The sequence below is a fragment of the Mesorhizobium sp. M1217 genome, assembly GCF_040318275.1.
Taxonomy (GTDB): domain Bacteria; phylum Pseudomonadota; class Alphaproteobacteria; order Rhizobiales; family Rhizobiaceae; genus Mesorhizobium.
Window position 1 is genome coordinate 88,366 of record NZ_JAMYMA010000001.1, and the last position, 22,416, is coordinate 110,781.

Below are 22,416 nucleotides of genomic sequence, written 5' to 3' on the forward strand. Positions count from 1 at the left end.
TATCGCATCGAAACGGCAATTGCCATCCGACGCCAATGTGGTGGCTTCGAAGTTCCTGCGATTGATTGGGATCAAAACTCAGGGGCTTCAAAGCCACGCCAGCGGCCGTCACATTCGCATTGCAGAATTCAGGCGGTCGATCATGGTCAGGGCGTGCTGCTTCTTGTCGAGATTGTAGGTCTCGGTTTCAGATATAGCGTTCAAAGCCTCGTGCCAAGTATCCGACAGCGTTTTGGCCCGCGCCAAATCGCCGGCCAGCGCGGCCTGGCTGGCGCCGGCCGACAGAAGATCAAGTGCGCGGCGATTGAATATCTCGAACGGGATCGCCTGGTCGCGGCCGGCGACCGCCTCGGCAAGACGGTAGGCGCCGGCGACATCTGTCTTTTTGGCCATCACCAGGGCGTCGAGGGTGGCGGCGATTTCCAGCCCGCCATATTGCGTCAACAGGATCGCAGTGCGGGCGCTGCCCCCTGCCCGTTCCGCCAGCGCCGCGCGCGCCGCAGGATCCTCCGGTGGCGGTGGCTCGATGCCCTCCAGAACCGTCATCAAGCTCTCGGCATCGAGCGGCGCCAACCGCACCATCTGGCAGCGCGACCGGATCGTCGGCAGCAGGCTGCCCGGCGCATGGACGATGAGGATGAACAAGGTGCGCGCCGGTGGTTCTTCAAGATTCTTCAGCAAGGCATTGGCAGCATTGGTGTTCATGTCGTCGGCGGGATCGACGATAACCACCCGGTAGCTGCCGTCATGCGAGGTCAGCGACAGAAAGCGGCTGACCTTGCGGATCTCGTCGACGGTGACCACGGTCTTGAAGCTCTTGGTCTTGTCGTTTGCGGGGCGCGTAAGATGCAGCACCGAAGGATGCGCGCCGGTGGCGATCTGACGAAACAGCGACGATGCCGGATCGGGAACGGCAAGGCTTTCCGGCGCCTGCCCGAAGGCCGCGTGCTTCAACAGGTGATGCGCCAGGTGAAAGGCCAGCGTCGCCTTGCCGATGCCGACCGGCCCGGCAAAGATCAGCGCGTGCGGCAGCTTTCCCGAGCGATAGGCGGCGGCAAGCATATCGGCGGCCTGAAGATGTCCGACGAGACGCGGCGTCTCGGATGGCTCCGGCACCCCGTCCAGCGTATCGTGCTGTTCGGGTGCGATGCGTTCGAAAATCATGCCGGCGCCGCCTGTCTGCTTTGCGCCGGCATCATCTTCTCGAGAGCCGCGAAGACGGTGGCGGTAACGACATCCTCCACCGTGTCCGGGTCTGCTGATGCATCGACGACGACGCAGCGTTCGGGTTCAGCCGCGGCGATGGTCAGAAACGCCTCGCGGCGGCGCTGGTGGATGGCCAATGTTTCCTTCTCGAAGCGGTCCGGGCCGTCACTGCTGCCCCGTCGGGCGGTAGCGCGCCTCAGTCCCTCGGCGGGGTCGATGTCGAAGATCAGCGTCATGTCCGGCACCATGCCGTTGATGGCGACCTTCTCCAACGCGTCCATGAATGCCGGGTCGAGGCCTCCGGTGACGCCCTGGTAGACGCGAGAGGAATCCATGAAGCGGTCGCAAAGCACGACCGAGCCGCGCTCGACTGCCGGCCGGATGACCTGTTCGACATGGTCGGAACGCGCGGCGGCGAAAAGCAGCGCTTCCATCTTGGGGCCGAACGGCTCGGCTGCGCCTGAAAGCAGGACATGCCTGACCGCCTCCGCGCCCGGCGAGCCACCCGGCTCACGCGTCACCAGTACATCGTATTTCTTGGCGCGCATCTTCTTTGCCAGCCGCCCGATCTGCGTCGACTTGCCTGCTCCTTCGCCGCCTTCAAAAGTGATGAAAAATCCGCGCGCCAAAGCCTTTGTCCATACTTCGGGGACCGTATAGTCCCGGCGGGAAAAAAGGTCCACCGCGACGGTGCTAACGCAGCCAGCCGACGGCCAGTTCCTTGGCGGCATCGAGCGCGCGTTGCGGCAACGAACCGACACCGATCGACTCGGCGGCAAAAAGCGGCGTCTCCTGGCTCAGCGTATCGCCGATCCAGACGCGCAGCGTACCCACCGGCTGCCCCTCCTCCACCGGCGCTGCCACCGGTCCGTCATAGACAATCCTGGCGGTGAGCTTGTCGCGGTTGGCGATCGGTAGGAAGATCTCCACGGGTCCATTAGCCTTTAACGCGACGCCGGATTTGGAGCCGCCAAAGACCTGGGCTTCGCCAACCACTTCGTCCTTGGCGAATATCTCCGTCTTCTCGAACGAGCGAACGCCCCAGTCGAGCAGCTTTCGCGCTTCCTCGGCGCGCTCGCGGTCGTTTGCCAGTCCGCTCATTGCCGCAATCATCCTTGTTCCATTGTGGCTGACCGAGCCGACTATGCCGAATCCGGATTGCTCGCTGGCGCCGACTGCAAGGCCGTCGGCGCCTATATCCATGGCCAGCAACGGGTTGCGGTTCCTCTGGGAAATCTTGTTCCAGCTAAAATCCTTCTGGCCATAATAGCGGTAGAGATCCGGGTAGTTGCGCCAGATATGCAGGGCCAGAAGCGCAAGCTCGCGAACGCTCGTTTGCTGCCCGTCGGCCGGCAGACCGGTGGAATTGACGAAGGTCGATTTCTGCAAGCCGATCTGGCGGGCGCGCTCGGTCATCTGCGCCGCGAAATTCGCTTCGGACCCGGCCATTCCTTCAGCGATGACGATACAGCCGTCATTGGCCGCCTGCACGGTCACGCCCTGGATCAGGTCCTCCAGCCGGATCGTCGACTTGAGTTTCGCGAACATGGTCGATGTCCCCGAAGGAGCGCCGCCCTTGCGCCAGGCGTTCTCGCTGACCACGAAAGTGTCGTCGAGCGTCATGCGCCCTGATTTGATGGCGTCGAAGACCACTTCCATCGTCATCAGCTTGGCCAGCGAGGCCGGCGGGATCAACCTGTCCGCATCCTTGGAAAACAGCACGGTGCCGGTTTCGGCGTCGATCATGAAGGCCTGCGCGGCCTTGGTCTCGAAAAGCTGTGCTGAGACCGGCACAAGCGAGAGCAGCAGCAGGCCGAGCGTCATGAGCCCGGTGGAAGGACGGAAAAATTTCATCGGGTTCGACCAGTCAGCCGGCGCTCTTTTGCAAGTTGGCCGAAGCTAGCAGGCTTTTCCACGGCGGATCAATCGCGCACGAGAAAGCCAGGCGACCCGCCATCAGTTGCGTACGGCAAGCGCATCCGGCGCACCATGCGACCACGCGGCCTGCAGCATCTCGTCCAGGCTGCCATGGCCGTCGGCATAGAGGTTGACCGAGTACCAGCCTTTGCCGTCGAGTTCGGAGCGCTGGATCTCGGTCTTGCCGAAGCTGGAAAGTTTGGCCGCCACCCGCTCGGCTTCGGCGGCATCCTCGAACGAACCCGCCGCGACATAGTCCGTGGGCGACCCGGCTGGAGGAGCTTGCCGTTTCCAGGATTGAAGAATCTCGGCGGGCGACATGCCGACGCCATCCAGCGCGGCGAAGGCGTTGGAGGCGCGCTGCACGCGCTCATTGGCATAGGACAGCGACGCCACAGTGAATGGCGATTGCGCCGGCAGGTTGATTTCCGGACGCTCCGGCACGATCGGTCCAAATTCGGGCAGCGTCACATCGCCGGAGGCCGGTGCCTGCGTCGCAACGACAGCTTCCGATGCCTGCCCGGAATTCGTCAGCTGACCGGGGAACGGCACCACCGCGGCGCTTACCGGCAGGCTCGGCGACGGCCCATTCATGGCGACCATGACACCGCTGGGCAGACCGTCCGATGGATCCGGTGCCCTGTTGCCGGGATGGTACGAGGCCATCAGATATTGACCGTCATTGCCTTCGAGCGGCGCACGGCCGACATATTCGACCTTCACCTCCGCCGTACCGATATTGGCATAATCGAGCATTTCAGCAGCGCGCTTAGACACATCGATGATGCGTCCATCATGATAGGGTCCGCGATCGTTGACGCGCACGATCACCGAACTGCCGGTCTTCATGTTGGTTACCCGCGCATAGCTCGGCAGCGGCATGGTCGGATGCGCCGCCGTCAGATCTGCCATGTCGTAGACTTCGCCGTTGGCGGTCAACCGGCCGTGGAAGGCCTCACCATACCAGGATGCGAGGCCAATCTTGGCGTAACGCTTGTCTTCCTTTGGATAGTACCACTTGCCGCGCACCTGATAGGGTCTGCCGAGCTGATCGCGTCCGCGAGACGTCTTGAACATCACGCGCGGGCTGGCTTTCACACCGTATTCGGCTTCGGAAAAATATTCCTTGGAGCGTGGTTTCTTGTTGACCATCGCCTTTTGCTGCGGCCCGGCACATGCCGCAAGAAAGGCTGCCGACAAGGCAAACAGCGCGAAAGCGGAAGCGCGACGAAGACGCGGGCGCGCCGTAGTCTGCATTTTCGATTGTCCCCTACAGTCTCGACGAAGGCACCGCAGCTTTAACGTTGGCGGTGCCAAAGCACCCACTCCAGAAACGCCGGCGACTCCCAACCCCAATCCTTTTGTGCGCAGGAATTGTTTATCACCGTATTAACCGATTGTGGTCGGAACCGGGCGAGATTGTGGCACGACCGTCTCGCCGATCGGCATGAAAATCATCGCTTATCGATCACCAGCGCCATTCGTGCCCGCACGCTTTGCTGCCCGGCGTTGGCATGTCTGCGAGCGCAGATTCAGGGACCGAATATCACAAGCTCGGTGAACGTCAGATCTCCAAGTGCGGGTGGTCTGGGACCCTTGAAGTATTTCAGCCCCTTGTTGGCGCGGTACCACCCCAACAAACCTGGAATCGGCTCTTTGGCGTCGACAAAGCAAACCAGGATTCCCCTTCGCAAGAGAAAGCGCCCCACGGCACCGGCGCACCGGCTTAAATCCGCGAGCGAGCGGCAATAGATGATCTGATGGCATCGGATAAGACCGTGCAACATTCGGCGCGGCATCAACACCAAGGGAAACGCTGCTCCGTCGCAAATGCAGATCAACGACAGGCAGCCCAGCGTGGAGTGTTCAGAGAGTATGTATCTCTCACTCTCGGACAGCATCGCCAATTCCGGAAGATCGGGACGCGCTTCGAGCACGCGACATGACCGCTGCGCCGAACTTAAAGCCGGCACGAAGGTAAATTGTCCGCTGGAGAAGAGCCGAAAGCCGAGCGCCCGGTTGGCTTTCAATGTCGCTTGTGCCGGCGAAATGTTCGTGTAGGTCACATCCCTTCGCTTGAGAACCGCCGCAACCAACATGGCGCCGTAGGGACGGAATTCTGCGTCGACTGACCAGCTTGAAAGATTGCAGCGGATTTCGTCGCCCTCCGACCCCTGGTAGCGAGCATAAAGGGTGAGCACAACGCCGACGATCCGACCGGCATGCTCCAAAACAAAGCCATATTGTGGGAACTCGGCAACTGCGGGCCGCTGCGACAAACGGGTCAGAGCCTGTATCCAGTAACTCCGGTTACGCGCCGGAAAGCCCCTGCACAGACAGTCGACCACTCCCTCCCAGTCGGTTTCTCGAATTGGTCTACAGCGAAGACCGGGCGGGAGAGCGCCAAGTACGGCCAAAATCAACTCCGGAATACGATTTACTTACATGTGTTTAATGCGCCCAACATATCGGCGCACAACGATTAATAGTCTGTGCGGGTTTTAAAAACGATTTTCCACACTCAGCACAAAACACAGGTCGCCATGCCGGGCTGCTCACCGTCCTGAATCGCGCCCAAAGGTGCGGTCGCCATGGTTGACTTGGTGTTGAATGCGGCTTTACAGGAATGAAGCGCGAACCGGTCGGGGAACGTCCTGGTGCCAATCCGGTACCGACTGCTCGAACCCGCCCTCTCGCGATATCCTAAGTGATTGAAAAATCACCTTGGAGGGATGGCCGAGCGGTTTAAGGCACCGGTCTTGAAAACCGGCGTGGGTGCAAGCCCACCGTGGGTTCGAATCCCACTCCCTCCGCCATTTGAAGCCTTGTCCCGAAAGCAATCTCCTGGGCTTGCGTCGAGATGACCGGGAAGTGACCCCCGATCGGGTTGATTTCTCCGTCCGAATATGATGCTTCTCCCGCCTATGAATAAACTATTTTCTGCGGTTTTCGCATGGACGATAGTGGCTTGGCCGGCCACCGCCATGGACAGCGCATTGCGCGCCGGCCTGCTGAAACTCGATCCGCAAACCCGGCTGGAGCAGAGATGCGACGCCGAAATTCTCGACCGGATTACCCGCGACGACCACAAATACAGAGCCGATCGCGTCGTCGCTTACGCCTTTGCGACGCCCGAAATGGGCGCCGATGCGATCAGGAGCCCGGGCGCTGCCTTTCGCAGCAAGGGACAATGGTACCGGCTGAAATTCAAATGCGAGACAGCGCCGGACCATATGGAAGTCCTGCAACTCCGCTACCGGATCGGCGACGAAATTCCCGAAAGCGACTGGCCCAAATACAATCTCTACAACTAAGCATTCGCGACCTCTGGCCGCATTTTCGCCGGTGTTTCGGGCCGATCGTCGCAAACTCTGTATGTTGCCGCCGTGACGGGCGGTTTGCCGACCTTGTTCCAACCAGTCCCTTGACGCGCGGGAACCATACACGTTAGGGCCTCCAGGCATTCAACCCGAACGGCCGGCCAACCAGCAAGGGAACTCCCAGTCGATGGAAATTTTCACCGCCGCGGGCTTCTCTGCCCTGCTCCAGGTCATCGCCATCGATCTCGTGCTTGCAGGCGATAACGCCATTGTCATCGGCCTTGCCGCTGCCGGCCTGCCGGTCGAGCAGCGCAAGAGAGCGATCCTTATCGGCGTGGTGGCGGCGACGGTGCTGCGCATCGGTTTTGCAGCTATCACTGTCACTCTGCTCCAGATTGTCGGCCTGCTGCTGGCCGGCGGCATCCTGCTGCTGTGGGTGTGCTGGAAGATGTATCGCGAACTGCGCACCTCCCATGCCGACGAAGTGGAGGCGACCGAGGCGTTGTCCAATTCCGATATCAACAGCGATAATATGGTGGCCGGGAAGGCGCGTAAGAAGACGCTGGGTCAGGCTGCATTGCAGATCGTCATCGCCGACGTCTCTATGTCGCTCGACAACGTACTGGCAGTCGCCGGCGCAGCGCGCGATCACTTCCAGGTGCTGGTGATCGGCCTGGTCCTGTCGATCGCGCTGATGGGCCTTGCCGCGAGCTTCATCGCCAAGCTGCTGCACCGCCATCGCTGGATCGCCTATATCGGCCTTTTGATCATCTTCTATGTCGCACTCGATATGATCTATCGAGGCGCGGTGGAAGTCTTGCCGCATGTCAGCAGTGCGGTGAGCTGACGCATCGACTCGAATTCGCATCGGCCGGCACTTCGACTTCGGCCAGCCTTCGGGGGTGCTTGCGTTTCGCTGCAGCCGCTGCCCATACCAATGCGGCAACAACTGTGGTACTGCGCCGCCAATCCTGAAAATCCGGAAAAGCTTTGATGTCCGCCCCTCGTGTCAGCTTCGTCAGTCTTGGATGCCCGAAAGCCCTTGTGGATTCGGAACGCATCATCACGCGCCTGCGCGCCGAAGGCTACGAGATCGCCCGCAAGCACGACGGCGCCGACCTGGTCGTCGTCAACACCTGTGGCTTCCTCGATTCGGCCCGCGACGAATCGCTCAACGCCATCGGCTCGGCACTTTCGGAGAATGGCAAGGTCATCGTCACCGGCTGCCTCGGCGCCGAACCGGACGTCATCCGTGAAAGACATCCCAACGTCCTCGCCATCACCGGCCCGCAAGCTTATGAAAGCGTGATGGCGGCAGTGCATGAGGCCGCTCCCCCGAGCCACGATCCCTATATCGACCTTTTGCCGCCGCAGGGCGTCAAGCTCACGCCGCGCCACTATGCCTATCTCAAGATTTCGGAAGGCTGCAACAACCGCTGCACCTTCTGCATCATCCCGGCGCTGCGCGGCGATCTCGTATCGCGGCCGGCCGCCGACGTGTTGCGCGAAGCCGAGAAGCTGGCCAAGGCCGGGGTCAAGGAGATCCTCGTCATCTCGCAGGACACCAGCGCCTACGGCATCGACATCAAATACCAGACCAGCATGTTCGGCGATCGCGAAGTGCGGGCGAAATTCCTCGATCTGTCGGAAGAGCTGGGTAAGCTCGGTGTCTGGGTGCGCATGCACTATGTCTATCCCTATCCGCATGTCGCCGACGTCATCCCGCTGATGGCCGAAGGCACTATCCTTCCCTATCTCGACATCCCGTTCCAGCACGCCTCGCCGCAGGTGCTGAAGAACATGCGCCGGCCCGCCCATGGCGAAAAGACGCTCGAGCGCATTCGCGGCTGGCGCGAGGTTTGTCCGGATCTCGCCATCCGCTCCACCTTCATCGTCGGTTTCCCCGGCGAGACGGACGACGATTTCGAGATGCTGCTCGACTGGCTGGACGAGGCCAGGATCGATCGTGCCGGCTGCTTCAAATACGAGCCGGTCAGAGGCGCCCGTGCCAACGAGCTCGGCCTCGAGCAAGTGCCGCAGGAGGTCAAGGAAGCCCGCTGGCACCGCTTCATGCAGCGCCAGCAGAAGATCTCGGCAACGCAACTCACCAAGAAAATCGGCAAGCGCTTGCCGGTCCTGATCGACGAAGCACATGGCAATTCGGCCAAGGGCCGGACCAAATACGATGCGCCCGAAATCGACGGTTCGGTGCATATCCAGTCGCGGCGGCCGTTGCGCGCCGGCGACATCGTCACGGTCAAGATCGATCGTGCCGACGCTTACGACCTCCACGGCTCGGCGGTCTGATATCGTTCAATCCAAAACAAAAAGGGCGCCGCGTGGCGCCCTTTCGTTCGATGTGTTTCCGGTTGCTTACTGTGGCAGCTTGTCGTCGACGCCCTTCACATAGAAATTCATCCCAAGCAGCGTGCCGTCGTCAGCGACCTCGCCGTCCTTCAGCCATGGTGTGCCGTCCTGCTTGACGATCGGCCCGGTGAAGGGATTCCAGCCGTCGGCTATCTTCTTGGTGGTGGCCTCGGCCATCACCTTGACGTCGTCGGGCATATTGGTGAACGGCGCCAGCTTGACGGCGCCGTCCTTGATGCCGAGCCAGACATTGTCGGGCTTCCAGGTGCCGTCGAGCGCCGCCTGGACCCGGCTGATGTAGTACGGGCCCCACTCGTCGGTCAGCGAGGTCAGCTGCGCGTGCGGCGCGAACTTGATCATGTCGGAGGACTGGCCGAAGCCGTGCAGCTTGCGCTCCTCCGCCACCTGCAAAGCAGCGGTCGAGTCGGTGTGCTGGACGATGATGTCGGCGCCTTGGTCGAACAATGCCTTGGCTGCGTCGGCTTCCTTGCCCGGATCGAACCAGGAGTTCACCCAGACGATCTTCGCCTTGAAGTTCGGGTTGATCGACTGCGCGCCGAGCATGAAGGAATTTATGCCCATCACCACTTCCGGGATCGGGAAGGAAACGATGTAGCCGGCGACGCCCGACTTCGATTGCTTGGCGGCGATCTGGCCAAGCACGTAGCGGCCTTCATAGAAACGCGCATTGTAGATGCCGAGATTTTCGGCCGTCTTGTAGCCGGTGGCGTGCTCGAACATCACCTTGGGGAATTTCTTGGCGATCTTCACTTCCGGGTCCATGAAACCGAAGGACGTGCCGAAAATGATCTTGCAACCTTCGCGTGCCAGGCGTTCGAAGGCGCGATCGGCGTCGGGGCCTTCGGAGACGTTCTCGAGATAGGCGGTCTCGACCTTGTCGCCGAGTGCCTTTTCCACCTCCAGGCGGCCTTGGTCGTGCTGGTAGGAGTAACCGAAATCGCCTATCGGGCCGGTATAGACCCAGCACGCCTTCAACTTGTCCGCCGCCTCGGCTGACGCCGCCAGTGACAATGCGGCCGTCGTCGCCATCAGGGCAATAAGCAGTTTTTTCATTGTGTTACCTCTCTGAGTTAAGCCTTGGAGCTTCCGTCTTTTTGTTGTCAACGATCCGGAACGAAGGGCTGGCCCAGGGAAGCCGGCGTGTTCATCATCGTCAGACGCTTGTTACGCGAGATTAGAACGAGAACCACGACGGTTGCCAGATAGGGCAGCGAAGAAAGCAGTTGCGAGGGGACCGGAATGCCAAATGCCTGTGCATGAAGCTGGCCGATCCAGACCGCGCCGAAAATATAGGCGCCGGCTAACACCCGCCATGGCCGCCAGGAGGCGAAGACGACCAGAGCCAGCGCGATCCACCCGCGGCCGGCGGTCATGTTCTCCACCCATTGCGGTGTATAGACCAGCGACAGGTGGCCGCCGGCAAGGCCTGCACAAGCGCCGCCGAAAATCACCGAAAGATAGCGGTAGCGGATGACGTGGATGCCAAGCGCATGGGCGGATGCATGGCTGTCGCCGATCGAACGCAGAGTGAGCCCGGTGCGGGTCTTGAACAGGAACCACATGACGGCGGCGGTCAGCGCGATCGAGATGTAGAAGATCGGATCCTGACCGAACAGCAGCCTGCCGACGATGGGGATTGCGGTCAGGCCGGGAATATCGAGGTTAGGCAACCTCTCGCCGGGCTGGCCGACAAAATTCGTCCCCATCATGCCGGAAAGACCGAGGCCAAGCAGCGTCAGCGACAGGCCGGTGGCCACTTGATTGGTGGCCAGCGACAGGGTCATGACCGCGAACAGAAGCGAGAACACTGCCCCCATGGCAATTGCCGCCAATAGCCCTATCCACGGCGAGCCGGTCAGATAGCCGGCGCCGAAACCGCCGACCGCGCCCATGATCATCATGCCTTCGACGCCGAGATTGAGCACGCCGGAACGTTCGACCACCAGTTCGCCGATCGCCGCTATCAGCAGCGGCGTCGCCGCCGTCGCGATGGTCAAGAGGATGTTGACGGTGATGTCCATCAGCGGGCTTCCTCCAGCTTCGGTGCTGCCTCGAGTTTCGGCGCGGAAAGGCCGGTCAGGCGGATGCGATAGTGAATGAGCGTGTCGCAGCCGAGCACGAAGAACAAAAGCATCCCCTGGAACACGCGCGCCACCTTGTCGGAGATGCCGAGCGCGCTTTGCACCGCCTCGCCGCCGAGATAGGTCAGCGCCAGCACAAGGCCGGCGGCAACGATGCCCAGCGGATTGAGCCGGCCGAGGAATGCCACGATGATGGCGGTAAATCCGTAGCCGGGCGAGATCACCGGCTGCAGCTGGCCGATGGCGCCAGAGACCTCCGAAATGCCGGCAAGTCCGGCCAGCGCGCCCGACAGCAGAAAGGCAAAGAAAACCATGCGGCTCAGGCCGAAACCGGCGAAGCGCCCTGCCCTCGGGCTCGAGCCGAGCACGCGGACCTCAAAGCCTTTCAGCATCCGGCTCATCAGGATCCAGATCAGTACTGCCGCGATCAGCGCGAAGACAAATCCCCAGTTCGCCCTGCCGGATTCCGGGAGGAGTTCCGGAAGGATAGCCGAGTCGTTGAACTGGATGGTCTGCGGGAAACCATGACCCTGCGGATCGCGCCACGGCCCGCGCACCAGCCAATCGAGGAAGAGCTGGGCGACATAGACCAGCATCAGGCTGGTCAGGATCTCGTTGGTGTTGAAGCGCGTCTTCAGCAGTGCCGGGATTGCGGCATAGGCGGCCCCACCGATCATGCCAAAAAGAAGCATCAACGGCAGCACCAATGGGCCTTCGAACTGCGGAAACAGCACGGGAATGATCGAGCCGACAATGCCGCCCAGGATGAACTGGCCTTCGGCGCCGATGTTCCAGATGTTTGCCTTGTAGCAGACCGACAGCCCGACCGCGATCAGGATCAGGGGGGCGGCCTTGATCGCCAGTTCATGCAACTGCCAGACTTGGCTGATCGGTTCAATGAAGTAGATGCGGAACGCCGTCAACGGGTTGACGCCGAGCAGCGCGAACATGATAGCACCAGCAATGATCGTCAAAACGAAAGCGATGAACGGCGAGAGTGCCGAAAACAGCATCGAGCGCTGCGGGCGTTTTACAAGTTCGAGGCGCATCAAGCCGTCTCCAACGTATGTTCGGCATGCCCGGGTTCTGAGCCGCCCATCAGCAGCCCGATCTTCTCGAATGTCGCTTCAGCTATCGGCAGCGGCCTCGACAGTTCGCCATTGTGCATGACCGTGATCGCATCGGAAATCTCGAACAGCTCGTCGAGGTCCTGGCTGATCACCAGCACCGCCGAGCCGCTGCGCGCTAGCTCGATCAGCGCCTGGCGGATGCGGGCCGCCGCACCCGCGTCGACCCCCCAGGTCGGCTGATTGACCACCAGGACGCTTGGCCGGCGGTCGAGTTCGCGGCCGACGATGAATTTCTGCAGATTGCCGCCCGAAAGAGCCGCAGCCTCCGGATCCGGCGCGCTCTTGCGCACGTCCATCGCCTTTATGATGCGCTGGGCAGCGGAATAGATTGCATCGCTCTTGACCGTTCCACCGGCGCCGACAAACATCTTGCCATCGGTGGCGTGGCGCGACAGAAGCAGGTTCTCCGAAAGCTTCATGCGCGGTGCTGCGCCATGGCCGAGCCGCTCTTCCGGGACGAAGGCAGCGCCCATCAGGCGCCTGCCGGTGATGGTGAGGCCTCCGGCATCCTTGCCACGGATGCGGACCGAGCCGGCATCCTGCTGCAGCACCTCGCCGGAAACGGATTCGAAGAATTCGCCCTGGCCGTTGCCGGCCACACCGGCAATGCCGATCACCTCGCCGGCGCGGACCTCGAGATTGATGTTCCTGAGCGGGATCGAGAACGGGGTCGCTGGCTTGCGGGTGAGTTCGCGGATTTGAAGCAGCACCGGCGCGGTCTCGATATCTTCGGCCGGCGCCCGCACCACAGCCTGAACCTCGTTGCCCACCATCATCCGCGCCAACGAAGACGCGGTTTCCTGGCGCGGATTGCAATGGCCGACCACCTTGCCGTGACGCAGCACGGTGGCGCGGTCGCAAATGCGTTTGACCTCTTCCAGCCGGTGCGAAATGTAGAGGATGGATTTTCCTTCCGAACGCAGCCGCTCGAGCGTCTCGAACAGCTTATCGGCTTCCTGCGGCGTCAGCACCGAAGTCGGCTCGTCCAGGATGATGAGTTGCGGCGTCTGCAGCAGGCAGCGGATGATTTCGATACGCTGACGCTCGCCGACCGACAGATCACCGACCAGCGATAGCGGATCGAGAGGCAGGCCATAACTGTAGGAGAGCGCCCTCGCCTTGGCCGCGATCGTGCTGATCGGCGAGCCGTCATCCAGCGACAGCGCGATGTTCTCCGCTGCCGTCAGCGCTTCAAACAGCGAAAAATGCTGGAAAACCATGCCGATGCCGAGCTTTTTTGCGGCGCCGGGGCTGGTGATCCTGACCGCCTGGCCATTCCAGAAAATCTCACCTGAATTCGGTTCCAGCGATCCGAACAGCATTTTCACCAGCGTCGACTTGCCGGCGCCGTTCTCGCCAAGCAACGCGTGGATCTCGCCCTTGGCGATGTTGAGATCGACATGGTCGCACGCCGTCAGCGTGCCGAATATCTTGGTGAGGCCGCGAACCTCCAGCAGGTTTGCGCCGTCTTGATCTGCACTCACAGTGCCTCCATCTGGTTTGCCAGATATGTTCTGTGTTCCCGCAAACATCGTATGCGCGCCCTGCTCTCGACGGTAAGCGCCTCACGACTTGAAAGAGCTTCAAGAATTTCAGCGGAAACTCAAGCGGTAAAGCGCAGTTCGCAAGAACCGCGGCGTCGGCGGGCCGAAACTGCGGGCGCTCAGGGGATAAGTATCGTTGTCCCGGTCGTCCTGCGCCCTTCGAGATCGGAATGCGCCTTGCCGGCATCGCTGAGCGCGTAACGCTGATTGATCTTGATCTTGACGGCACCGCTGAGCACGACATCGAACAAGGCGGCGGCGGAAGCCTCGAGGTCCTCGCGCTTGGCATTATAGACGAACAGCGTCGGCCGCGTTGCGAACAACGAGCCCTTCTGCGCCAGCAATGAGATGCTGAAGGGCGGGATCGGCCCAGACGATTGACCGAAGCTGACGAACGTGCCGAGCGGCCGCAGGCAATCGAGCGAGGCCGGGAACGTATCGTTGCCGACCGAATCGTAGACAACGTCGCATTTCTTGCCACCGGTGATGGCGGCAACACCGGCGACGAAATCCTGCTCGCGATAGTTGATCACGTGGTCGAAGCCGTGCGCCTTGGCGAGCTCGATCTTGTCGGTCGAAATTGCGGTGCCGATCACCGTCGCGCCGAGATGCTTGGCCCATTGGCCGAGGATCAGCCCGACACCGCCGGCCGCCGCGTGAAACAGGATCGTATCGCCCGCCTTCACTTTGAACGTACGGCGCAACAGGTACTCGGCGGTCATGCCCTTCAGCATCATAGCCGCAGCCTGTTCGTCGCTGATGCCGTCAGGCACCTTCACCACGCGGTCGGCGGCGATCACGCGCTGCCCGGCATAGGCGCCGGTGGTCACCGCATAGGCGACGCGATCCCCGGGCGTCAGCCAGTCGACATCTGTGCCGACCTCCAAAACCACGCCGGCCGCCTCACCGCCGGGGATCAGCGGAAATCCGCCCTGCGGCGGATAAAGGCCCGAGCGGTAATAGACGTCGATGAAATTGAGACCGATCGCGGTGTGCCTGACCAGAATCTGCCCCGAGCCCGGCCGCCCGGGATCGGTATCCTCATAGGTCAGGACCTCCGGACCGCCATTGGCGTGGATGCGGATCGCTTTGGACATTTTCCGGCTCTCTTGGGATCAGGCTTTCTTGTCCGGCTTGGCGCCGAGATTTGGAAAGAACTGCATGATAGCGCCGATGCAAGCGAGGTAAAGCCCGGTGACCGTAATTCCGATCTTGATGAAATCGCTGACCTGCTCGCCCAGCACGCCGATCTGGTCATAGAAGGAGGCAAGCGCGGCCTGCGCCAGCGCCAGCGCGCCGAAAGCACACCAAAGCAGCGTCATGCCGAGATTGACTGGCCGCAGCCGCTTCACCCGCACCGGATGGATGAAATGGATCGGCACGAAGGTGAGAATGCCGGCCACCACGACCACGGCGAAGGAAACCCATTGTCCGGGTTCGATGACGAACAGCGTGAACACCACCATGTTCCAGACGACTGGAAAGCCCTTGAAGAAATTCTCCTTCGTCTTCATGCCGGTATCGGCATAGTAGATTGCGCTCGACACCACGATGATCGCCGCCGACAGGAACGACAGGCGCTCGCCCATGAAGCCGCGCTGATAGAGCGCGAAGGCCGGAATCAGCACGTAGGTCACGTAGTCGATGATGTTGTCGAGGAGTTCGCCCGACCATGTCGGTAGGATTTCCTTGACGTCGAGCTTCCTGGCGATCGGCCCGTCGATGCCGTCGACGAACAGCGCCAGCCCTAGCCACCAGAACATCGCCGTCCAGCGCTGCTCGCTTGCTGCGACCAGCGACAGAAACGCCAGGAATGAGCCCGACGCGGTCAAGAGATGGACCGAGAACGCCCGCGCCTGCGGCCATGTGACTTTCTTCTTCGGCCGCGGAATCCGGTCGGCGATTTTCCTGGCCGTCGTCTTCTTGCTCACGGTCCCCGCCAGTCCAGCTTGCAGATTTCGGCCGAGCGGCCGGCAAAGTTCCAGTTGCGGCCAAAGGCCCGCATTTTGCTCCTGTCGGATTTGGCGACGATGATCTCCGGCGCGATCCAGTATTCCGAATTGGTGATGACCGTATCCTTGTCGCGATCCTTGCCGGTGATCGGCGTCACCGCGCCATCGATGATCTTCGGTATCTGAAAGATGCGCGTTTTCTCACGCGTCTCGTAGGTGATCGGCACCTGCTCGGCGCCGAGGAACTGTCCGACCAGGATCGAGAGCAGCGATGTGGTTCCGCCGGCCTTGCCGGTGAATATCTTCGTCAGTGCCTTCACAGCGTAGACCGAGGCGCGCTTGTCGATGAACAGGCCGGCAGTCCAGTTGCCGCGGCTCATATAGCCGGGGATTTCCATGATCAGCCCAAGATTGAGACCAGACCGGTCGACCTCGCCGAAATGGCCGGCATCGATGCGGAATCCGGCCCAGGTCTGGCAATAGCCTTCCGTCGGCGGATGATTGCCGAGCGACAGCACGCAAGGGCAAAAAACCGTGCAATTGCAGGAGAGGACGAGCTCTCCCTTCATTGCCCAGTTTTGGTCTGTCATCGAATTCTCCCCCTCATGTCGAGACTACTAGCAGCGTGGCTGCCCAGACAAGCAGTATCGCGCCGGCCAGCCGCGTCGGCAGATTGCCTGCCGCCTGTTTTTCGACCAGGCTAAACAGGCCGATGAGCGCCATCCAGAACACGTTCATCACGCCGACGGCAAACATTACCAGCATCAGCGCCCAGCAGCATCCAAGGCACCACAGGCCCTGCTCCATGCCGAGCCGGAAAATGCGAATGGGCCTGGCGCTCCAGTTGGCGAACAGGACCGAGAACGGATTTCTGCACTTCTCCAGACAGGCTTCCTTCAGCCAGCTGAACTGATAGAGACCAGCGATCGACAGCGCGGCTGCTCCGGCAATTCCAACCGCCGGATCGAGCATCTGCCCGGGTGACGCGAATGCATCGACTGCTAGCGTCAGGGCTGCGAACATTGCCGAGGCGGCAAGCCAGACGCTTAAATATCCAGCGACGAGGACCAACGGATGGGCGACCGGCTCCCTCTTGATCCTGGCGGTATCTGCGATCTCGCAATAGGTCCGGATCATCGGCGCCGCGGAGGGCAGCATGGTCGCGATGGCCATCAACAGCCACATCGCGGTGAGTGCCCCGCCTTGCGCGCCTAGGCTTGCGTGAAGCGGCGCCGGCGCAAGGCAGAGGGCGAAGAAACGCGCAAGGAAATCCGGCAGCGGCAGTTGCGGCAGATATCTCAGCATAGTGTCACCGGGTGCATCGGTGCCCGGGAGCCGGCTTACGGCACCACGAACTGCAATTGCGCCGAGAAGGAGCCATGCAAGGGCGATGCCCATGCCAGCAACAACGCTCACCGTCAGTCGAGGGCTGCGCGCAACGCTCGCCATCGCACGGCCGATACCGTCCAGGTGGCTGAAATCGTCTTGTTGGCCGGTCATGGCAACCGAATGGGCCGAATCGCCGCGTTGATCAAGCGACATCACCTGACCTATATGGACCGGCAGGTCGGATAGGCCTCACCTCGCAATCGGAAAGCCGAATTTGGATCATCGGGAAACAGCACGGATACTCGTTGCCGGCAGCGGCCCCGCAGGGCTGATCGCGGCGCTTGGCTTTGCCGAGACCGGCTTTCCGGTGACGCTCGTCGGACCCGAGGCAGCCGGCCCCGATGCCCGGACGACAGCCTTGATGAACCCTGCCCTGAAGATGTTAGAACGGCTCGGGATCCTGGATAGAATCAGGCCGCACGCAGCGCCGCTCAAGGTGATGCGCATCGTCGATGCAACAAGCCGGCTGATCCGCGGCCCGACAGTGACCTTTCGCGCCAGCGAGATCGACGAAGAGCAATTCGGACTGAACGTGCCCAACAGCGTTCTTAACCGCGCGCTAGCCGAGGCTGTCGGCGCGCATGCGGGCATCGAGTGGCGAAAGTCGATGGTGGAGGCATGGCGCCTCGATGCCGACCATGCCCATGCCGTTCTCGCCGACGGCAGCGAGATTGAGGCGTCGTTGGCGGTTGCCGCCGATGGCCGTCAGTCGCCGGCCCGCGAGGCAGCCGGCATCCGGACATCGGTCCGATCCTATCCGCAGGCGGCGCTGGTGCTCAATTTCGGTCACCGCAGCGACCATGCCTTTACTTCGACCGAATTCCACACCGAGACCGGTCCGTTCACACAGGTTCCCCTGCCCGGCAACCGGTCCAGCCTTGTCTGGGTGCTCGAGCCCGATACCGCCAGGGACCTTGCAGCACTTGACGACGCCGAGCTTTCGACGCGGGTCGAACAGCGGATGCAATCGATGCTGGGCCGCGTGTCGGTTGAGCCCGGCCGACAGGTCTACCCCCTTTCAGCGGTGAGCCCGTGGCGGTTTGCGCAGCACCGCGTGGCGCTTGTCGGCGAAGCCGCCCATGTGTTTCCCCCAATCGGCGCGCAAGGCCTTAATCTCGGCATCAGGGACATCGACGACCTGATTGGTACCGCAAGCAGAAATCGCTCGGACCCGGGCGCCGCCAAGGCGCTTGCGACCTATGATTTCAAGCGGCGGCCGGACATCCTGGCGCGCAGTAGCGCGGTCAACCTGCTCAACATGTCGTTGCTTTCCGACATGCTGCCGGCCCAGTTGGCGCGCAGCGCTGGTCTTGGCGTGCTTGAAGGGTTTGCGCCGTTGCGGGCGTTTTTTATGCGCGAGGGTCTGCGACCCGGCAGCGGTTTTGCGGCATTTTTTGGTGGATTGCGAAAACCGGCTGAGCGCTAGCGATCTTGGGTACCGCCCTTGCTCCGCATCTTGCGAACTCAACCCGGCGTCACGCGCTTCGGGATTGAATTGACGCAGAGTCTGCGCCAAATAACGAACATGTCGACGGCAAGGTCTGGACCAATCTTTGCCGGACCGATGCGTTAGAGTCTAAAGTCTTGGAGCGTTCCTTGCGTGTTCCAGGATGCGTAGCGTCCAAGAAGTTCAAGTGGTGAGTGCGATGAAGACAGCCAAATTCTCGATCGGACAGGTGGTTCGCCACCGGCTGTTTCCGTTCCGTGGTGTCATTTTCGATGTCGACCCGCAATTCGCCAACACCGACGAATGGTACGAGGCGATCCCCGCTGACGTGCGGCCGCGCAAGGACCAGCCCTTTTATCATCTGCTCGCCGAGAATTCGGAAACGGAATACATCGCCTACGTGTCCGAGCAGAATTTGCTCGAGGACCGGTCGGGCGAACCGGTCCGGCATCCACAGATAGGTGAGATGTTCGAGAAGAGGCCGGACGGGCGCTACGAACCGAAGCACCAATCGAGACATTGATGACTTAGCTAGGACTTGGCCGGCTTGAGACATGGCTGGACCCGACAATCAGCCGGTTCAGCAAAAAAAGCGAGGCATGAACCCCGCTTTTTGTTTGTTCGAAAACCCGTCGATCAGTTGGCGGCAGTCGATCAGTTGGCGGCCTTCGCCTTTTCCTGCTCTTCCTTGAGCTTCTTGGCAAAATCCTGGTTGTTCTTGGCGACGAACTCCTGGAGCTTCTTCTGCCGGTCCTCGATGTCCGACTGCTGCAGCGGCGGGCCGTCGAAGGCGCCGCTGAAGCCGGTCAGCGCAATCTTGATCGGATTCGGCTGGTTCTGGAAATTGATCGAGGTCAGTGTCAGCGCCGATCCCTTCTTGAAGGATGCGACGAGCTGATCGGTCAGCGGCACTTCCGCCACGCAGCGGTCCGGGAAGCAGATCACATAGTCGAGCTTCTGCGCCTTGCCGCCGTCGATCTGGAGGCCGATGCCGGGAGGAACCAGCCGGCCGGTCGGAACCGTCACCTGGAACACCTTGCGGTTCACCTTGCCCTTCAATTCGATCAGGCTGACGCCGGTGATGAGCTGGCCGTTGCCGGCGGTGGTGATGTTCTGGACATTGCAGATGTCGACGTCTTCCTGCTTGGTGCAGGCCTTGAACCAGCCTTGCGGAATCTGCTGTTGCTGCTGCGCGGAAGCAGCGGGAATCCCGGCGCCGAGAATGCCGACCACGCCAGCGGCCATGACCGACAGGCGGTACGCGTTGCTGTTCAGGCTGGTCATGTCGTGCATTCCTCTCAAATGATCCCGGAACCGGCTTTTTCGCGCCGTGTGGTCCAGCTACCTGTTGCCGAAATGAGGCAACAGAATGACTTCGGACGGCGTGTTACACTGCAAGCGATGCCGAATCCAGCCCGAGCCTCGCGAATCTTGGCCGAAGGATTGGCTCAGGGGGTTGGCCGGTGCACGACCGGCTCATGTATGCTGCGCATCGAATCGGGAAGGAGACGGTCATGGGCCGCGTTGTCATTTGGCTGATCGCCACAATGTTGTTTGTCGGCCTTTCCCTGCAACCGACCCTGTCGGAACCGAAGCACGCGCTTGCCATGCAGGGCGAGCCGGCGCTTCCGTCCGACTATAAGCATTTCAACTACGTCAACCCCGACGCGCCGAAAGGCGGCAGCATTACCTATTGCGTCGTCGGCAGATTCGACAATCTGAATCCGTTCATCCTGAAAAGCCTGCGCACCACGGCGCGCGGCATGATGGATCAAGCCTTTGGCAATCTCGTCTTCGAGCCGTTGATGCAGCGCAACTACGACGAGGCCTTCAGTCTCTACGGCCTGCTCGCCGATACCGCCGACATGGATCCCGAGCGCAAGAGCATCGAATTCCATCTCGATCCCAGGGCCAAATGGTCGGACGGCGAGCCGGTGACGCCGGAAGACGTGTTGTTCACCTATGACGTCTTCACCGAGAAGGGCCGGCCACCTTACAGCCAGCGGATGAAAGCGATTGCCAAGCTCGAAAAGACCGGCGACCGCAGCGTGCGCTTCACCTTCAACGACAAGGCCGACCGCGAATTTCCGCTGATCGTTGCGCTGACGCCGATCATCCCGAAACACGCTTTCAACAAGGACACATTCGACAGGACCACGCTGAAGCCGGTGGTCGGCAGCGGCCCTTACACGGTGGCGCAAGTCGTGCCCGGCCAGCGCATCGTGTTCAAGCGCAATCCGGACTATTGGGGCAAGGACGTGCCGTCCAAGCGTGGCTTCGACAACTATGCCCAGATCACCATCGAATATTTCCTCAACGCCAACGCCAAGCAGGAAGCGTTCAAGAAAGGCATCTGCGCCATCGACGACGACAGCGACCCGGTCAAACGCGAGCGCGATCTCGACTTTCCGGCCTTCCACCGGGGCGAGGTCATCGCTGAAACTTTCGACACCGGCATTCCGCCGGTGGTCAACGGTTTTCTGTTCAACACGCGGCTGCCGAAATTTTCCAATCCGGTCGTGCGGCGTGCGCTCGGCATGCTCTACGATTTCGAATGGGCCAACAAGAATCTATTCGGCGGCAAATACACGCGAACGATGAGCTTTTGGCAGAATTCCGAACTCTCCGCGCTCGGCCACCCGGCCAGCGAAAAGGAAAAGGCCCTGCTGGCTCCCTACCCCGGCCGCGTGCCTGCAGATGTCATGGACGGCACCTACAGGCCGTCTGTCACCGACGGCTCTGGCCAGGACCGCAAGGTGCTGAAGGCCGCATTCGAGCTGCTGAAGAGCGCAGGCTATGCGGTGCAGGACGGCGCGATGCTCGATCCCGAGGGAAAGCCGTTCGGTTTCGAGATCCTGACCGCCTCGCAGGACGAAGAGCGACTTGCCGCTATCTATCAGCGCACGCTTGAGAAGCTCGGCATCGATGTCGGTATCCGCAGCCTCGACGGTGATCAGATCCAGTCGCGCAAGCAGCGTTTCGATTTCGAGGTGCTGGTTGGCTCGACCGGTTTCAACAACTCGCTGTCGCCCGGTATCGAGCAAACCGGGCGCTGGGGATCCGCTGCCGCCAAGGCCGAAGGCTCGTTCAACCTCGCCGGCGTCGCCGATCCGGCGGTGGACGCGGCGATCGAGGCGATGTTGAGAGCTCGCTCGAAGGAGGACCATGTCGCCGCCGTCCGCGTCCTCGACCGGCTGTTGATCTCCGGTAACTACATGGTGCCGACGCAGCACAACAACCGGCAATGGCTTGCTTATTGGAACTATCTGGAACATCCGCAAAAGACGCCCATATACGGCTATCAGTGGCCGACCTGGTGGCGCAAACCGAAGTGACCTCTTCAGAACAGGAGATCAAGATGAACGACGAGAGCTCGATTACCGTCGATGTGGTCTCCGACGTCGTGTGCCCCTGGTGCTTCATCGGCCAGAAGCGGCTCGACAAGGCGATTGCCGCCGTCGATATCGACGTTCACATACGCTGGCGGCCCTTCCAGCTCGACCCGACGATCCCGCCCGAAGGCAAGAACCGCCGCGACTACATGGTGGCGAAATTCGGCAGCGAGCAACGCATCCGCGAAATCCATGCCCGGATCGAGCCGCTGGGCGAGGCTGAAGGGATTTCCTTCGCCTTCGACGCCATCAAGGTCGCGCCCAATACGCTGGATGCGCACCGGCTCATTCGCTGGGCCGGGACTGCCGGCGAGGCCGTTCAGAACCGGCTGGTGCGCCGGCTGTTCCAGCTGAATTTCGAGGAAGGCGCCAATCTCGGCGATCATGCCGTGCTGATCGAAGCCGCCCGCGAGGCCGGCATGGATGCCTCCGTGGTCGAAACGCTGCTGCCGACCGACGCTGATGTCGAGGCGGTGCGCACCGAAATCGCCACCGCTTCGCGCATGGGCATATCGGGCGTGCCGTGCTTTCTGCTTGAGGGCAAATATGCCGTAATGGGAGCCCAGGACGCCGATACGCTTGCCGATGCGATCCGCCAGGTTGCAGCGGCCAAGGCGCGCGGCGAGCTGGAAACGGCCAACTGAGCCGGA

The 22,416-nt window shown here is 61.4% G+C and carries 21 protein-coding genes and 1 tRNA gene; 8 read left to right on the forward strand and 14 right to left on the reverse strand.

Annotation, left to right across the window (positions count from 1 at the left end; all coding sequences use genetic code 11):
* Positions 1–108 precede the first annotated feature (108 nt).
* The 5 genes from NKH37_RS00510 to NKH37_RS00530 form a co-directional block, all read right to left on the reverse strand.
* Positions 109–1,164 carry a DNA polymerase III subunit delta' gene (locus tag NKH37_RS00510; protein ID WP_352547214.1) on the reverse strand — a complete coding sequence of 352 codons (1,056 nt, stop codon included), beginning with the start codon at positions 1,162–1,164 and terminating at the stop codon, positions 109–111.
* Entirely contained in the window at positions 1,161–1,835 is a 675-nt protein-coding gene (gene tmk / locus NKH37_RS00515; RefSeq protein WP_352482558.1) for a dTMP kinase, read from the reverse strand. The genes NKH37_RS00510 and tmk overlap by 4 nt, the downstream gene beginning before the upstream one ends.
* A 64-nt stretch (positions 1,836–1,899) precedes the next feature.
* Positions 1,900–3,030 (reverse strand): D-alanyl-D-alanine carboxypeptidase family protein, encoded by a 1,131-nt coding sequence (locus NKH37_RS00520; protein ID WP_036244342.1) that lies wholly within the window; start codon positions 3,028–3,030, stop codon positions 1,900–1,902.
* Between the two features lie 132 nt (positions 3,031–3,162).
* Entirely contained in the window at positions 3,163–4,380 is a 1,218-nt protein-coding gene (locus tag NKH37_RS00525) for a septal ring lytic transglycosylase RlpA family protein (RefSeq protein ID WP_353040725.1), read from the reverse strand.
* Between the two features lie 275 nt (positions 4,381–4,655).
* Positions 4,656–5,402, reverse strand: a complete 747-nt coding sequence (locus NKH37_RS00530; RefSeq protein ID WP_245278523.1) for a hypothetical protein — start codon at positions 5,400–5,402, stop codon at positions 4,656–4,658.
* 447 nt (positions 5,403–5,849) lie between these two features.
* Between NKH37_RS00530 and NKH37_RS00535 the strand changes: the two genes are divergently transcribed.
* From NKH37_RS00535 to rimO, 4 genes are all read left to right on the forward strand, one after another.
* Positions 5,850–5,939: transfer RNA gene (locus NKH37_RS00535), tRNA-Ser, on the forward strand.
* A gap of 90 nt (positions 5,940–6,029) precedes the next feature.
* Entirely contained in the window at positions 6,030–6,437 is a 408-nt protein-coding gene (locus NKH37_RS00540; RefSeq protein WP_352482561.1) for a DUF930 domain-containing protein, read from the forward strand.
* A 193-nt stretch (positions 6,438–6,630) separates the two neighbouring features.
* The gene (locus NKH37_RS00545) at positions 6,631–7,290 is read left to right on the forward strand and encodes a TerC family protein (RefSeq protein WP_023717595.1); all 660 of its coding nucleotides are present in this window, start codon (positions 6,631–6,633) and stop codon (positions 7,288–7,290) included.
* A 146-nt stretch (positions 7,291–7,436) separates the two neighbouring features.
* Entirely contained in the window at positions 7,437–8,750 is a 1,314-nt protein-coding gene (rimO, locus tag NKH37_RS00550; RefSeq protein ID WP_353006123.1) for a 30S ribosomal protein S12 methylthiotransferase RimO, read from the forward strand.
* 66 nt (positions 8,751–8,816) lie between these two features.
* Here the strand turns inward: rimO and NKH37_RS00555 are convergent, their stop codons facing one another.
* From NKH37_RS00555 to NKH37_RS00590, 8 genes are all read right to left on the reverse strand, one after another.
* Positions 8,817–9,884, reverse strand: coding sequence for a BMP family ABC transporter substrate-binding protein (locus NKH37_RS00555; protein WP_023717597.1), 1,068 nt, complete (start codon positions 9,882–9,884; stop codon positions 8,817–8,819).
* Between the two features lie 47 nt (positions 9,885–9,931).
* Positions 9,932–10,852 carry an ABC transporter permease gene (locus NKH37_RS00560; protein WP_031193566.1) on the reverse strand — a complete coding sequence of 307 codons (921 nt, stop codon included), beginning with the start codon at positions 10,850–10,852 and terminating at the stop codon, positions 9,932–9,934.
* Positions 10,852–11,964, reverse strand: a complete 1,113-nt coding sequence (locus tag NKH37_RS00565) for an ABC transporter permease (RefSeq protein ID WP_353006122.1) — start codon at positions 11,962–11,964, stop codon at positions 10,852–10,854. The genes NKH37_RS00560 and NKH37_RS00565 overlap by 1 nt, the downstream gene beginning before the upstream one ends.
* Complete coding sequence (locus NKH37_RS00570; RefSeq protein WP_352482570.1) at positions 11,961–13,526, reverse strand: ABC transporter ATP-binding protein; 1,566 nt, start codon at positions 13,524–13,526, stop codon at positions 11,961–11,963. Before NKH37_RS00570 ends, NKH37_RS00565 begins: the two co-directional genes overlap by 4 nt.
* Before the next feature lie 179 nt (positions 13,527–13,705).
* A complete protein-coding gene (locus tag NKH37_RS00575; protein WP_353040727.1) occupies positions 13,706–14,683 on the reverse strand; it encodes a quinone oxidoreductase family protein in 978 nt (325 codons plus the stop codon).
* An 18-nt stretch (positions 14,684–14,701) separates the two neighbouring features.
* Positions 14,702–15,517 carry a phosphatidylcholine synthase gene (gene pcsA, locus NKH37_RS00580; protein WP_023717602.1) on the reverse strand — a complete coding sequence of 272 codons (816 nt, stop codon included), beginning with the start codon at positions 15,515–15,517 and terminating at the stop codon, positions 14,702–14,704.
* Positions 15,514–16,128: a DUF1326 domain-containing protein gene (locus NKH37_RS00585; protein WP_353040729.1), complete on the reverse strand. Its 615-nt coding sequence runs from the start codon at positions 16,126–16,128 to the stop codon at positions 15,514–15,516. Before NKH37_RS00585 ends, pcsA begins: the two co-directional genes overlap by 4 nt.
* Before the next feature lie 13 nt (positions 16,129–16,141).
* Positions 16,142–17,080: a DUF2182 domain-containing protein gene (locus NKH37_RS00590; protein ID WP_352587504.1), complete on the reverse strand. Its 939-nt coding sequence runs from the start codon at positions 17,078–17,080 to the stop codon at positions 16,142–16,144.
* A 61-nt stretch (positions 17,081–17,141) separates the two neighbouring features.
* On the opposite strand from NKH37_RS00590, the gene NKH37_RS00595 reads away from it, so the two are divergent.
* Both NKH37_RS00595 and hspQ read left to right on the forward strand, forming a co-directional pair.
* Entirely contained in the window at positions 17,142–18,353 is a 1,212-nt protein-coding gene (locus NKH37_RS00595) for a UbiH/UbiF family hydroxylase (RefSeq protein ID WP_352716667.1), read from the forward strand.
* A 220-nt stretch (positions 18,354–18,573) separates the two neighbouring features.
* Positions 18,574–18,897, forward strand: a complete 324-nt coding sequence (gene hspQ / locus NKH37_RS00600) for a heat shock protein HspQ (protein WP_352482577.1) — start codon at positions 18,574–18,576, stop codon at positions 18,895–18,897.
* 131 nt (positions 18,898–19,028) lie between these two features.
* Here the strand turns inward: hspQ and NKH37_RS00605 are convergent, their stop codons facing one another.
* Entirely contained in the window at positions 19,029–19,658 is a 630-nt protein-coding gene (locus NKH37_RS00605; protein ID WP_023717607.1) for an invasion associated locus B family protein, read from the reverse strand.
* 230 nt (positions 19,659–19,888) lie between these two features.
* Between NKH37_RS00605 and NKH37_RS00610 the strand changes: the two genes are divergently transcribed.
* Positions 19,889–21,709, forward strand: a complete 1,821-nt coding sequence (locus NKH37_RS00610; protein ID WP_353040731.1) for an extracellular solute-binding protein — start codon at positions 19,889–19,891, stop codon at positions 21,707–21,709.
* Positions 21,710–21,732: 23 nt separating this feature from the next.
* Positions 21,733–22,410 carry a DsbA family oxidoreductase gene (locus NKH37_RS00615; protein ID WP_353004640.1) on the forward strand — a complete coding sequence of 226 codons (678 nt, stop codon included), beginning with the start codon at positions 21,733–21,735 and terminating at the stop codon, positions 22,408–22,410.
* The last annotated feature ends 6 nt before the right edge of the window (positions 22,411–22,416 follow it).